Raw genomic sequence first — 13,499 nt, 5'->3', positions numbered from 1 at the left:
GGCCGGGCTGGGGGGTGCGCGGGGGCGGGTGCGGGGGCTGCTGCGGGGTCGGGGCCTTGGGGTGACGCTCGGGGGGGTGGAGCGGCCGCCGGGGTGGGGGGCGCGGCGGCCGCGTGTGGGGGAGGGGAGGTCCGCGGGTGACTCCGGGGGCGGGATTGTTTCGTTCCGCCTCGGGTCAAAAGCTGGACTAGACCATTGCCGGTCGTCAAGGACGTGACAACCGGCTTACGGCTCCCTTAAGGAATCGGAGACCGTTCCGTGTCCACCCCGGGCGCACCGCCCCGCAGGCCCTGACACACCCGTCGCGACAGACTTCGTACAGGACCGTGACCAGACCGCTACCTGCGGCTTTACCGCGTGCCTGCGCGCGGGAGTAGGCTGCGCCGGGGCGGTGACGCACCTGCCTGAACGAGTACGGAGGGGCCGGGAAACCATGGGTCTGCGCGATGTCGCCGAACGGACGCCGGGGCTGCGCACCCTGCTGGGCGGGATGTACGGGCTCTACGGCCGACGGGTCGAGGTCCACCTCGCGCGCACCCCGCACCACATCGGCGTGATCCTGGACGGCAACCGCCGCTGGGCCAAGGCCGCCGGCGGCTCCACCGCGTACGGCCACCAGCGCGGCGCCGACAAGATCAGCGAGTTCCTCGGCTGGTGCGACGAGACCCACGTCAAGGTCGTCACCCTGTGGATGCTCTCCACCGACAACCTGGACCGTCCCGCCGACGAGCTGGTCCCGCTGCTCGGCATCATCGAGGACGCCGTCACCGGCCTGGCCGCCGCCCGCCGCTGGCGGGTCAACCCGGTCGGCGCGCTGGACCTGCTCCCCCAGCACACCGCCGACGTGCTCAAGCGCGCCGCCGAGGAGACCGCCGGGATCGACGGCATCACCGTCAACGTCGCGGTCGGCTACGGCGGCCGGCACGAGATCGCCGACGCCGTCCGCTCGCTGCTCCAGGAGCACGCCGGGCGCGGCACCCCGATCGAGGAACTCGCCGAGATCCTGACCGTCGAGCACATCTCCGAGCACCTCTACACCGCCAACCAGCCCGACCCGGACCTGATCATCCGCACCTCGGGCGAGCAGCGGCTGTCCGGATTCCTGCTCTGGCAGAGCGCCCACAGCGAGTTCTACTTCTGCGAGGCGTACTGGCCGGCCTTCCGCAAGGTCGACTTCCTGCGCGCGCTGCGCGCCTTCGAGCAGCGGAACCGGCGGCTCGGCCTCTGATCAGGGCCCCTCGGCCGCGCCTCCGGGCGAAATGACCGCCGTAGGCCTGGCCTACCCGGGCCGCGCGCGAGGCCAAACGTTCACCGGCAATGATCCGTCAGTTCGCCGGGGGCGCGAATGCACCGCCCCCCGCCTGGGAATACTCCAGTCAGTCCGGTCCCGAGGCCACCGGGGCAGCGGGGGCCGGCTTGCCGCGGATGACGCAGGGTCATCCGCTCTGGAGGCCTAGTGGTCAGTTCGAAGAGCCGCCGGACACCAGACCGGCGCACGTACGTTCTCGACACCAGCGTGCTCCTGGCGGACCCGCTCGCCATGACCCGCTTCGAGGAGCACGAGGTCGTCCTCCCGGTGGTGGTCGTCACCGAGCTGGAGGCCAAGCGCCACCACCCCGAGCTGGGCTACTTCGCCCGCCAGGCGCTGCGCCTGCTCGACGACTACCGCATCCGCCACGGCCGGCTCGACGAGCCGATCCCGGTGGGCGAACTGGGCGGGACGATCCGGGTCGAGCTCAACCACTCGGACGTCTCGATACTGCCGGCCGGCTACCGGGCCGGCGGGGGCGAGGCGGACACCCGGATCCTGGCGGTCGCCCGCAACCTCCAGGCCGAGGGCTACGACGTCACCGTCGTCTCCAAGGACCTCCCGCTGCGGATCAAGGCCAGCTCGGTGGGCCTGCTCGCCGAGGAGTACCGGGCCGAGCTCGCGATCACCTCCGGCTGGACGGGCATGTCCGAGCTGCACGTCGGGGCCGAGCAGGTCGACGCGCTGTTCGCGGCCGGCCACGACGCCGCGGTGGACATCGACGGGGTCGAGGAGCTCCCGGTGCACACCGGGCTGGTGCTCACCTCGGAGCGCGGCCGGGCACTCGGCCGGGTCACCGGGGACGGGCGGGTCCGGCTGGTGCGCGGCGAGCGCGAGGCGTTCGGGCTGCGCGGGCGCAGCGCCGAACAGCGGGTGGCGCTGGACCTGCTGCTCGATCCGGACATCGGCATCGTGTCGATGGGCGGCCGGGCCGGGACGGGCAAGTCGGCGCTGGCGCTGTGCGCCGGGCTGGAGGCGGTGCTGGAGCGGAGGCAGCACCGCAAGGTGATGGTCTTCCGGCCGTTGTACGCGGTCGGCGGCCAGGAGCTCGGCTACCTGCCCGGCAGCGAGGCGGAGAAGATGGGCCCCTGGGCCCAGGCGGTCTTCGACACCCTCTCGGCGGTCACCACCCCTGACGTGATCGAGGAGGTCATCGGCCGCGGGATGCTGGAGGTGCTGCCGCTGACCCACATCCGGGGGCGTTCGCTGCACGACGCCTTCGTGATCGTGGACGAGGCCCAGTCGCTGGAGCGGAACGTCCTGCTGACGGTGCTGTCCCGGATCGGCCAGGGTTCGCGGGTGGTGCTCACCCACGACGTGGCGCAGCGGGACAACCTCCGGGTCGGCCGGTACGACGGCGTGGTCGCGGTGGTCGAGAAGTTGAAGGGGCATCCGCTCTTCGCGCACATCACGCTCACCCGCTCGGAGCGGTCGCCGATCGCGGCGCTGGTCACGGAGATGCTGGAGGACATCAACCCGTGAACCACCCCTGAGCGGGACATAGTCGGACAATAGGTTCAACTTGTGGCGCGGGGCCCGCTCCTGACGGAGCGGGCCCCGCCCCTTTCATCACATCGAGTGCTTTCTGTCCGAAGAACTTCCCTACGGTGAATGTGACATGCGCCACGCAGGCGGGAATTGCGTCGACAGTGCCCGGTGCGGCATGGTGTGGGTTCTGTCAGGCCCCGCGTACGGCGCGGCAGGGCTTCCGCTCGTTGGAGGCTCGGCCCGGGAAGGTCCGCCAACTCCGGTCGGTGGACACACAATTGAAGACCGTTGAGCCGTACGCCGCCCGATTCCAACGCCCGGTCGCCTCATTCCGACCGGACGCCGGGCCAGTACCTCCCGTGACCAGAGCACCTGCGGAGGTCCGTGCCAAGGGGCATGTTGCGTCCGCACGGTCACGCGTGGGCGATGCTGGAAGGAATCCATGTGACTCGGATCTCGGTCCGGGGAGTTGCTGTGGCCTCTGCCACCGCGGTCACCGCTGTCGGTGCCGTCGTGGGTATGGCCTCGGGCAGCGAGGTCAAGGCTGCGCAGACGGTCGACGTCGCCGGCGCGACCCTGCTCGCCGAAGTCCCCTCTGGCTCCCAGGCACAGGCCGCAAGTGACAACATCGGCCAGCAGGCGACCGCCCAGCAGGCCTCCGCCGACGCCGCCGCCAAGGCTGCCGCCGAGCAGAAGGCCGCCGAGGAGGCCGCGCGCCAGAAGGCCGCCGCGGACGCCCAGGCGAAGGCCGACGCCCAGGCCAAGGCCGACGCGGACAAGGCCGCCAAGGCCGCCGCCGACCAGCGTGCCGCCGCCGACGCCGCCGCCAACCGCTCCAAGGCGCGGTCGGCGATGTCCGCGGTGGACAACAGCGCGCCCCCCGTCTCGGTCAGCCCCGGTTCCGTCCAGGACACGGCCCGGCAGATCGTCGGCAACGACGCCCAGTTCCAGTGCTTCAGCCAGATCGTGAAGCGCGAGAGCGGCTGGGACTACACCGCGACCAACAGCAGCTCCGGCGCCTACGGTCTGGTCCAGGCGCTGCCCGGCTCCAAGATGGCCTCGGCCGGTGCCGACTGGCGCACCAACCCGGCCACCCAGATCAAGTGGGGCCTCAGCTACATGAACAGCCGCTACGGCAGCCCCTGCGGTGCCTGGTCGTTCTGGCAGGCCCACAGCTGGTACTAGGAGGACCGCCGCCCCGGGCGGCGCCACTCCCCGCCCCGCCCGCCGCGCCGCCCGCTCCTCGGACAGGTGCGTCACCCCATGGCCCGTACCCCGCAGCAGCCCGCGCACCGGCGCCGGCGCAGCCCCCTGCCGGCCCTCGCGGCCGGCGCCACCGCCCTCGCCCTGGCCGGCGGCGGCCTCGCCCTCTTCGCCGGCGGCGCCAGCGCGGCGGACGGCAACCTGGTCACCAACGGCGGCTTCGAGAGCGGACTGGCCGGCTGGTCCTGCACCGGCGGCGCGGCCGCGGTGTCCGCGCCGGTCCACTCCGGTACCGGTGCGCTGCAGGCCGCCCCGGGCGCGGGCGACACCGCGGAGTGCACCCAGACCATCAGCGTGCTGCCCAACACCAGCTACACCCTGAGCGCCTGGGTGCAGGGCCCGTACGTCTACCTCGGTGCGCGCGGCACCGGCGGGACGGACCCGTCCACGTGGTCGAACCAGACCAGCTGGAACCAGCTGACCAGCACCTTCACCACCGGGGCGAACGCCACCAGCGTCACCGTCTACCTGCACGGCTGGTACGGGCAGAGCGCCTACCTCGCCGACGACGTCGCGCTGGTCGGCCCGGGCGGCACCTCCACGCCGTCCCCGACGGCCACCCCGACGCCGACCCCGACGCCGACGGCCACCGCCACCCCGACCGCCACGGCGACCCCGACCCCGACCGCGACGCCGACCCAGACCCCCACCACGACGCCCACCCCCACGGCCACGCCGACCCCGACCCCGACCCCGACCGGCACCACCCCGCCGGCCACCGGCCTGCCGGCCCACGCGGTCACCGGCTACTGGCAGAACTTCGACAACGGCTCGACCCCGCAGCGCCTGGGCGACGTGCAGAGCGCGTACGACATCATCGCGGTCTCCTTCGCCGACGCCGTGCCGACCCGGACCGGCGCGATCAGCTTCACCCTGGACCCGGCCCTGTCCAAGGCGCTCGGCGGCTACACCGACGCCCAGTTCCGCGCCGACATCAAGGCCAAGCAGGCGGCCGGCAAGAAGGTCGTCCTCTCCATCGGCGGCCAGAACGGCGCGATCACCGTCGGCGACGCCACCGCCGGGGCGAACTTCGCCGACAGCGCCTACGCGATCATCAAGGACTACGGCTTCGACGGCGTCGACGTCGACCTGGAGAACGGCGTCCAGGCCGGCCCGCTCGGCGCCGCGCTGCACTCCCTGCAGGCCAAGGTCGGCCCCGGCTTCGTGCTGACCATGGCCCCCGAGACCATCGGGATGTACAGCACCGCCGGCGCCTACTTCCAGCTGGCGCTGGCCACCAAGGACATCCTGACCGTCGTCAACACCCAGTTCTACAACTCGGGCGGCATGAACGGCTGCGACGGCAAGGTCTACAACCAGGGCACGATCGACTTCATCACCTCGCAGGTCTGCACCCACATCCAGGGCGGCCTGCGGCCCGACCAGGTCGGCATCGGCGTCCCGGCCTCCGGCAAGGCGGCCGGCGGCGGCTACGTCGACCCGTCGGTGGTGAACAACGCGCTCAACTGCCTGGCCACCGGAAACAACTGCGGCAGCTTCGTGCCGCCGGCCAAGTGGCCCACCATCCGGGGCGCGATGACCTGGTCCACCAACTGGGACGCCAACAACGGCAACGCCTTCTCCAACACGGTCGGCCCGTTCGTCCACAAGATGCCCTGAGGCACTCGGCCCGACTCCCCACGGCGCGCCACTCCTTGAGGGTGGGGCCGGCGCGCCGACGGCGGGGCCCGTCGTACCGGTCCGGTACGGCGGGCCCTTCCGCTACCGCGCGAGCACCGCGGTGAGCGCGCCCAGCAGCAGGAAGGGGCCGACCGGGACCTCCAGCCCGCGCCACGGGCGACGGCGGACCAGCAGGGCGGCGACCCGCAGGGTGCCCCAGAGGCCGGCGAGCACCACCGCGGCAGCCAGCCCGCCGATCGCGACCCACCAGCCGTACCAGCCCAGCAGCCCGCCCAGGGCGAGCCCGAGCGGCGAGTCACCGGGGCCCAACGCGCCGATCTGGACGGCCACTTCGAGCAGCGCGCCGACCGCCAGCGCGACCAGCAGGCAGCGCAGCAGCGCCCCCGGGCGCCCCTCGGCCAGGGCCGCCACCGCCAGCAGCACGGCCACCCCGGCCAGCAGCGGCCCGGTCAGCCGGTACGGCAGCCGGCGCACCCGGGCGTCGGTGAAGCCGAGCGCCACCCCGAGCGCGCCCGCCCAGGCGAGCGCCGCCGCCTGCGGGCCGTCCGCCGCGCAGGCGACCGCGACCGCGACCGCCGCGGCGACCGCCTCCACCGCCCCCGGGCCGGCCCCCAGCCGCTCCCGGCAGCCCGGGCAGCGACCGGTCGGCGGCAGCAGCCGCCCCACCGGGCGCCCGCACAACGGGCAGGCCTCGCACCAGGGTTCGCCCTCGGGCACGGCGAACCGGGCGACCAGCGCGCGCAGCGCGGGAGCCACCAGGAGAGCGACCAGCACCGCTCCGGCCACGACCGTCACCACCGGCACTCCCCGCTTCCCCGTCGACTTCTCCCGGTCGGCCCCTCCCCGACGGCTTCTCCCCGCCGGCCGACCGACCGGCCCCATCTTCCCGCCCGGGGCGGACGGCCGGTGTGCCGTCCGTCTCGTTCCGGCGAAGAATCCACCGCAGAGATCGACGGTGTTCCTCGCATACACGAGCATTACGGACATTCGGGCAGCGGTTTGGAAGGCCGTTCGACACCCCCGCCTGGCGATCCAAGGAAGCCCTTCCGAGCCCGGCGAGCCGTCTCCCCGGACACCCGGCGCCGGGCCCCGGCGTGCCCCTAAAGTAGGCAGGCATGCAGGTCATCCAGTCCAGCAAGCTCGCCAACGTCTGCTACGACATCCGCGGCCCGGTGCTCGACGAGGCGATGCGGCTGGAGGAACAGGGCCACCGCATCCTCAAGCTCAACACCGGCAACCCGGCCACCTTCGGTTTCGAGGCGCCCCCGGAGATCCTCCAGGACATCCTGCGCAACCTCGCGAACGCGCACGGGTACGGCGACTCCAAGGGCCTGCTCTCGGCCCGCCGCGCCGTGGTGATGCACTACGAGGACCGCGGCCTGCACGGCCTCTCGGTCGACGACGTCTTCCTCGGCAACGGCGTCTCCGAGCTGATCCAGCTCGCCATGACCGCGCTGCTGGACGACGGCGACGAGGTGCTCGTCCCCGCGCCGGACTACCCGCTGTGGACGGCCTCGGTCTCGCTGGCCGGCGGCACCGCGGTGCACTACCGCTGCGACGAGCAGTCCGAGTGGTACCCGGACCTCGCCGACATCGAGGCCAAGGTCACCGACCGGACCAGGGCCATCGTGGTGATCAACCCGAACAACCCGACCGGCGCGGTCTACCCGCGCGAGGTGCTGGAGGGCATCGCCGAGATCGCCCGCCGGCACCAGCTGGTGGTCTACGCGGACGAGATCTACGACAAGATCCTCTACGACGACGCCGAGCACGTCCCGCTGGCCACCCTGGCCCCGGACCTCTTCTGCGTCACCTTCAACGGACTGTCCAAGGCCTACCGGGTCGCGGGCTTCCGCTCCGGCTGGATGGTGCTCTCCGGCGACCGGCAGCGCGCCCGCAGCTACATCGAGGGCCTGACCGTGCTCGCCTCGATGCGGCTGTGCGCCAACATGCCGGCCCAGCACGCGGTGGCCGCCGCGCTCGGCGGACGGCAGTCGATCAAGGACCTGCTGCTGCCCGGCGGCCGGCTGCTCGCCTCCCGCGACGCCGCGTACGAGCTGCTCAACCAGATCCCGGGCGTGAGCTGCGTCAAGCCGAAGGGCGCGCTGTACGCCTTCCCCCGGCTGGACCCGAAGGTCTACAAGATCAAGGACGACGCCCAGATGGTGCTCGACCTGCTGCGCTCCCAGCGGATCCTGCTGGTCCAGGGCACCGGCTTCAACTGGCCCGAGCCGGACCACTTCCGGCTGGTCACGCTGCCGCGGCCGGAGGAGATCACCGACGCGGTGACCAGGATCGGCGACTTCCTCAGCGGCTACACCCAGCCCTGACCCGCCGTGACCCGCCCTACCGGCGGGGAAACGCGCGTGGGGAGCACGCGCGGGAAAACACTACGGCCGGAGTCCCGGGCCCGGGTGGTCTCCTTGGTCGGGGAAAGACCACCCGGCGGAACTCCGGCCGTCCTGCCACTCGGTCGGCGCGCGGTTCGTGCCGCGCGCCGACCTCTCGCTCGGCTGAGGCTCAGGCTCAGCCGAGGCGCGCGACCAGGCTCCGGTACTCGTCCCACAGCTCCTTCGGGGTGTGGTCGCCGAACAGCTCCAGGTGGGCCGGCACCAGCGCGGCCTCCTGGCGCCAGATGTCGGCGTCCACGGTGAAGAGCAGGTCGAGGTCCTCCTCGGACAGCTTGAGGTCGCCCAGGTCGAAGCCCTCGACCTTCGGCAGCACGCCGATCGGGGTCTCGACGCCGTCGGCGGTGCCCTCCAGGCGCTCGACGATCCACTTGAGCACGCGGCTGTTCTCGCCGTAGCCGGGCCAGACGAACTTGCCCTCGGTGTTCTTGCGGAACCAGTTGACGTAGTAGATCTTCGGCAGCTTGGCGGCGTCCGCCTGGGCGCCGACCTCCAGCCAGTGGGCGAAGTAGTCGCCCATGTTGTAGCCGCAGAACGGCAGCATCGCGAACGGGTCGCGGCGCAGCTCGCCGACGGTGCCCTCGGCGGCGGCGGTCTTCTCGGAGGCGATGTTGGCGCCCAGGAAGACGCCGTGCTGCCAGTCGAAGGACTCGGTGACCAGCGGGACGGCGGTGGCCCGGCGGCCGCCGAACAGGATCGCCGAGATCGGCACGCCCGCCTGGTCCTCCCACTCGGGGGCGATGGTCGGGCACTGCGCGGCCGGGACGGCGAAGCGGGCGTTCGGGTGGGCGGCGGGGGTGCCGGACTCGGGGGTCCAGTCGTTGCCGCGCCAGTCGGTGAGGTGTGCCGGGGGCTCCTCGGTGAGGCCCTCCCACCACACGTCGCCGTCGTCGGTGAGGGCGACGTTGGTGAAGACGGTGTTGCCCCAGAGGGTGTCGATGGCGTTGGCGTTGGTGTCCACGCCGGTGCCGGGGGCGACGCCGAAGAAGCCGGCCTCGGGGTTGATGGCGTACAGGCGGCCGTCGGCGCCGAAGCGCATCCAGGCGATGTCGTCGCCGATGGTCTCGACCTTCCAGCCCGGGATGGTCGGCTGGAGCATGGCCAGGTTGGTCTTGCCGCAGGCCGACGGGAAGGCGGCCGCGACGTACTTGACCTCACCGGACGGCGGGGTGAGCTTGAGGATGAGCATGTGCTCGGCCAGCCAGCCCTCGTCACGGGCCATGGTCGAGGCGATGCGCAGCGCGTAGCACTTCTTGCCGAGCAGGGCGTTGCCGCCGTAGCCGGAACCGAAGGACCAGATCTCCCTGGTCTCCGGGAAGTGCGAGATGTACTTGGTGCTGTTGCACGGCCACGGCACGTCCGCCTCGCCCTCGGCGAGCGGGGCGCCGACGGTGTGCACGGCCTTGACGAAGTCCCCGTCCTCGCCGAGCTGCTCCAGCACGGCCTTGCCCATGCGGGTCATCACGCGCATCGACACCGCGACGTAGGCGGAGTCGGTGATCTCGACGCCGTACGCGGCCAGCGGGGAGCCGACCGGGCCCATCGAGAAGGGCACGACGTACATCGTGCGGCCCTTCATCGCGCCGCGGAACAGGCCCTGCTCGCCCTGGAAGACCTCGCGCATCTCGGCGGGGGCCTTCCAGTGGTTGGTCGGTCCGGCGTCCTTCTCCTGCTCGGAACAGATGAAGGTGCGGTCCTCCACGCGCGCGACGTCGGACGGGTCCGAGGCGGCGTAGTAGGAGTTGGGGCGCTTCTCCTCGTTCAGCTTCTTGAAGGTGCCCTGAGCCACCAGCAGGTCCGCGAGGCGCTGGTACTCCTCGTCGGAACCGTCGCACCACTCGATGCGGTCCGGCTGGGTGAGCTCGGCGATCTCGCTCACCCAAGCGAGCAGCTGCTTGTGGCGGGTGGGCGCGGATGCGCTGAGAGCAGAGATCTCGTACGACACGATCGCTCCGTTTCACGCCGTCCCGGCGGGGAGACGGCGTAGCGGGGGTCTGAGGGTGCTTGCAGCGTAGACCCGGCTATTGGCCTCCAACGCGGCACTGCGGCGAAATTGACGCATCTTTTACTACAGTAAGTACGATTACCGGCCAGTAGCCCGCCCCTCACGTCCGGGCCGGAGTGTGCGGCGCCACACTCCGATTGCTCCAAAACGTCCAAGAGTGATGAGCACCACTTCCTTACGCGTCAGTAACCTACGGTGCCGTAGGTAGCAGGTAGCATGCTGCCCATGACTGCTGCTGCGCTCGCGGAGAGCACTGGGGAGGACCCGGCCGAGCGCCGGGAGGACAAGCCGAAGTGGCGCGGCTGGCTGCACGCCGGGATGTTCCCCGCCACCGTCGCCGCCGGGATCGTGCTGATCTGCCTGGCCGACTCCACACCGGCCAAGATCGCCTGCGCGGTCTACTCGGTCAGCGCCTGGCTGCTGTTCGGCGTCAGCGCGGTCTACCACCGCTTCGACTGGGGCCCGCGCGGGGACGCCGTGCTCCGGCGGCTGGACCACGCGAACATCTTCCTGATCATCGCGGGCACCTACACGCCGTTCACGATCCTGCTGCTCAACGGCGCCGACCAGCAGATACTGCTCTGGGTCGCCTGGGGCGGGGCGCTCGCCGGGATCGCCTTCCGGGTGTTCTGGGTCGGCGCGCCGCGCTGGCTGTACACCCCGGTGTACATCGCGCTGGGCTGGGCCGCCGCCTTCTTCCTGCCGGACTTCCTGCGCACCGGCGGGGTCGCCGTCCTGGTGCTGATGATCGTCGGCGGGGTGCTCTACAGCATCGGCGGCGTGGTGTACGGGCTCAAGCGGCCCAACCCCTCACCGCGCTGGTTCGGCTTCCACGAGGTGTTCCACGCCTTCACCCTCGGAGCCTTCATCGTCCAGTACGTCGGCGTCTCACTGGTGGCGTACAGCGCGGCCGGCTGAACCCGGCGCACCCCGACGGGCGGTCGTCCGGTCCGTGGACCGGGTGGCCGCCCGTTCGGCCGTCCAGGGCCGCTCGTACCCGGTGCGGGCCTGCGGGCGGCGCGGGTACGGCGGGTGGTCGGCGGCGCCCGGCTCCGGATCCGGCTCCGGGCCGACCACGTGCTGCGACCGTGCCCGCTGCGCCTCTTGGACCTGCTGCGTCTCCCGCGCCTGCTGCGTCTGCTGCGTCTCCCGCGCCTGCTGTGCCTGCGACCGTGACCGCCCGGGGCGCACCGCCGCCGCGGACTCCGGCAGCACCGACCCGGCCGCCGCTCCGACCCGGCCGCGCGCCTGCCGCTCGTCCAGCGCCTCCCGGGCCCGGCGGCAGCGCTCGCAGTGCGCGGCGTCCGGGATGCCGCGCCGCGGCCGGTGCCCGGCCCGGGACGGCCGCCGGTGCGTCGCCTGCCAGCGCCGGCCGACGTACACCATGACCAGCAGCGTCTCGATCCCGGCGACCACGAGCACCAGGGGCGCCCCGTTGATCAGGTAGGCCGCGACCACGGCCAGCGCGGAACCCACCACCACGGCCCCGCCCCACACCTGGGCACGCGCCTGCCTGTCGTCACTGTCGGCCACTTCGGCTCCCCTTTCCCGGCGCCGGGCTCGTGGTCGGCTCCTGCCGCCCCACCCCTTCTCCGCTCTCGGCACGCGTCCGGCCAGCACTGACCGATTGCCACATGGTATCTACCGACAGTCACCCGGAGCCGCCCCGGGGCGGCGAACGACAGATCAACGTTGCGTCAATTCCTTGTGCGGAAGCAGCACTTCCAGGACACACCACGGAGAGTGATCAGATCATCGCACCACTTTCGAATTGACGGTCTGGCTCTTTTGAGAGTTACTGTCATTTGACAGAAGCTTTCTCGAACCGCAGTCCCTGGAGGTCGCCGTGCCCGCCGACCCGCGCCGCTGGCTCGCCCTGGTCGCCGTCGCCCTGAGCGTCCTGGTGATCAGCTTCGACATGACGATCCTCAACGTCGCCCTGCCCACCCTGGCCTCGCAGTTGCAGGCCACCACCGGGCAGCAGCAGTGGATCGTCGACGCCTACACCGTGGTCTTCGCCGCCGCGATGCTCCCGGCCGGCCTGCTCGGCGACCGCATCGGCCGCCGCCGCACGCTCACCGTCGGCCTCGCCCTGTTCGGACTCGCCTCCGCCGTCGGCATGCTCACCGACTCGCCCGGCACCCTGGTCGCCGCCCGCGCCGCGATGGGCCTGGCCGCCGCCCTGGTCATGCCGATGTCGCTGGCGGTCATCCCCGGGATCTTCCCGGCCGGCGAGCGCCGCCGGGCCACCGCGATCCTCTCCGCCGCGATCGCCGGCGGCGCCCCGCTCGGGCCGCTGATCGGCGGCCTGCTGCTCCAGCACTTCTGGTGGGGCTCGGTCTTCGCCGTCAACGTCCCGCTCACCGTGCTCGGCATGGTCGCCTGCCTCCTGCTGCTGCCCGAGACCCGCAACCCCGCCGCACCCCGGATCGACCTGCCCGCGACCGCCCTCGCCGCCACCGGCCTCGGCGCGCTCACCTACGGCATCATCGAGGGCTCCGACCGCGGCTGGGCCGACCTCCTGGTGCTCACCACCCTGGCCGGCTCGGTGGTGCTGCTCACCGCCCTGGTGCTGCGCAGCCGCCGCCGGAGCGATCCGATGCTCGACCTCGCCCTGCTCGCCGACCCGACCTTCCGCTGGTCCTCGGTCGCCGCCACCCTGATCTCGCTCGTCCTGTTCGGCGCCTTCTTCGTCCTGCCGCTCTACTTCCAGAGCGTGCTCGGCACCGACGCCCTCGGCTCCGGACTGCGGCTGATGCCCATGATGCTCGGCCTGCTCGTCGCCGCCCGGCTCAGCGAACGGCTGGTGGCGCGGCTCGGCGCCCGCGCCGTGATCACCCTCGGCCTGGCCCTGCTCGCCGCCGCCCTGCTGTTCGGCAGCCGCACCGGCAGCGCCGACGGGTACGGGCGGGCCGCGCCCTGGCTCACCGTCCTCGGCCTCGGCATGGGCCTGGCCCTGATCACCGCCCAGGGCTCCGCCCTGATCACCCTGCCGCCCGCCCGGGCCGGCGTCGGCTCCGGACTGCTCCAGACCCTGCGGCAGGTCGGCGGCGCGATCGGGATCGCCGTCTTCGGCAGCCTGCTGGCCGGGTCCTACCGGGGCGCGCTGGACACCGGCGGGCTCCCCGCCGAGGCGGCGCACCGGGCCGGGGCGTCGGTGGTCGCCGCCGACGCCGTCGCCCGGGAGAGCGGGCGGCCGGCGCTCGCCGCCGCGGCACACGTGGCGTACGTGCACGGGATGGGGCTGGTCCTGCTGGTCGCCGGGCTGGTCGCGGCGTTCTCGGCGGTCCTGGTCGCGGCCCGGATGCCGGCCGGGGAACCCACCCGGGACACCCCCGCCGACCGGCCCGAACCCGCCACCGCCGGAGATCACCGATAATCGGGG

The 13,499-nt window shown here is 72.4% G+C and carries 10 protein-coding genes; 7 read left to right on the top strand and 3 right to left on the bottom strand.

Annotation, left to right across the window (positions count from 1 at the left end; genetic code table 11):
• The first annotated feature begins 433 nt into the window (after positions 1 to 433).
• From ACFWXO_RS36000 to ACFWXO_RS35985, 4 genes are all read left to right on the top strand, one after another.
• Complete coding sequence (locus ACFWXO_RS36000) at positions 434 to 1,228, top strand: isoprenyl transferase (RefSeq protein ID WP_375884604.1); 795 nt, start codon at positions 434 to 436, stop codon at positions 1,226 to 1,228.
• A 228-nt stretch (positions 1,229 to 1,456) separates the two neighbouring features.
• Positions 1,457 to 2,791, top strand: coding sequence for a PhoH family protein (locus ACFWXO_RS35995; RefSeq protein WP_375884607.1), 1,335 nt, complete (start codon positions 1,457 to 1,459; stop codon positions 2,789 to 2,791).
• A gap of 450 nt (positions 2,792 to 3,241) precedes the next feature.
• On the top strand, positions 3,242 to 3,982 hold the full coding sequence (locus tag ACFWXO_RS35990) for a transglycosylase SLT domain-containing protein (RefSeq protein WP_380529380.1): 741 nt from the start codon (positions 3,242 to 3,244) through the stop codon (positions 3,980 to 3,982).
• Between the two features lie 78 nt (positions 3,983 to 4,060).
• On the top strand, positions 4,061 to 5,680 hold the full coding sequence (locus ACFWXO_RS35985) for a chitinase (RefSeq protein ID WP_380529378.1): 1,620 nt from the start codon (positions 4,061 to 4,063) through the stop codon (positions 5,678 to 5,680).
• Between the two features lie 102 nt (positions 5,681 to 5,782).
• Here the strand turns inward: ACFWXO_RS35985 and ACFWXO_RS35980 are convergent, their stop codons facing one another.
• Entirely contained in the window at positions 5,783 to 6,499 is a 717-nt protein-coding gene (locus tag ACFWXO_RS35980; protein WP_380529376.1) for a prepilin peptidase, read from the bottom strand.
• 317 nt (positions 6,500 to 6,816) lie between these two features.
• Between ACFWXO_RS35980 and ACFWXO_RS35975 the strand changes: the two genes are divergently transcribed.
• Positions 6,817 to 8,031 carry a pyridoxal phosphate-dependent aminotransferase gene (locus ACFWXO_RS35975; RefSeq protein WP_375884597.1) on the top strand — a complete coding sequence of 405 codons (1,215 nt, stop codon included), beginning with the start codon at positions 6,817 to 6,819 and terminating at the stop codon, positions 8,029 to 8,031.
• 196 nt (positions 8,032 to 8,227) lie between these two features.
• Here the strand turns inward: ACFWXO_RS35975 and ACFWXO_RS35970 are convergent, their stop codons facing one another.
• The gene (locus ACFWXO_RS35970; RefSeq protein ID WP_375884595.1) at positions 8,228 to 10,054 is read right to left on the bottom strand and encodes a phosphoenolpyruvate carboxykinase (GTP); all 1,827 of its coding nucleotides are present in this window, start codon (positions 10,052 to 10,054) and stop codon (positions 8,228 to 8,230) included.
• Positions 10,055 to 10,339: 285 nt separating this feature from the next.
• Here ACFWXO_RS35970 and ACFWXO_RS35965 point away from each other — a divergent pair, with 285 nt between their 5' ends.
• The gene (locus ACFWXO_RS35965; protein WP_375884593.1) at positions 10,340 to 11,032 is read left to right on the top strand and encodes a hemolysin III family protein; all 693 of its coding nucleotides are present in this window, start codon (positions 10,340 to 10,342) and stop codon (positions 11,030 to 11,032) included.
• Here the strand turns inward: ACFWXO_RS35965 and ACFWXO_RS35960 are convergent.
• Positions 11,003 to 11,647, bottom strand: coding sequence for a hypothetical protein (locus tag ACFWXO_RS35960; protein WP_380529373.1), 645 nt, complete (start codon positions 11,645 to 11,647; stop codon positions 11,003 to 11,005). The two genes, ACFWXO_RS35965 and ACFWXO_RS35960, sit on opposite strands and share 30 nt — an antisense overlap.
• Before the next feature lie 313 nt (positions 11,648 to 11,960).
• Here ACFWXO_RS35960 and ACFWXO_RS35955 point away from each other — a divergent pair, with 313 nt between their 5' ends.
• Positions 11,961 to 13,493, top strand: a complete 1,533-nt coding sequence (locus ACFWXO_RS35955; protein ID WP_375884590.1) for an MFS transporter — start codon at positions 11,961 to 11,963, stop codon at positions 13,491 to 13,493.
• The last annotated feature ends 6 nt before the right edge of the window (positions 13,494 to 13,499 follow it).

The sequence above is a fragment of the Kitasatospora sp. NPDC059088 genome (assembly GCF_042738155.1).
GTDB lineage: Bacteria > Actinomycetota > Actinomycetes > Streptomycetales > Streptomycetaceae > Kitasatospora.
Note: the sequence above shows the minus strand (reverse complement) of the source record. Positions and strands in the feature narration are given on the sequence as shown.

What these genes read in the sequence shown, in the direction of transcription:
- ACFWXO_RS35975 (WP_375884597.1), top strand. Translation starts at nt 6,817, where the DNA reads ATGCAGGTCATCCAGTCCAGCAAGCTCGCCAACGTCTGCTACGACATC.
- ACFWXO_RS35965 (WP_375884593.1), top strand. Translation starts at nt 10,340, where the DNA reads ATGACTGCTGCTGCGCTCGCGGAGAGCACTGGGGAGGACCCGGCCGAG.
- ACFWXO_RS36000 (WP_375884604.1), top strand. Translation starts at nt 434, where the DNA reads ATGGGTCTGCGCGATGTCGCCGAACGGACGCCGGGGCTGCGCACCCTG.
- ACFWXO_RS35985 (WP_380529378.1), top strand. Translation starts at nt 4,061, where the DNA reads ATGGCCCGTACCCCGCAGCAGCCCGCGCACCGGCGCCGGCGCAGCCCC.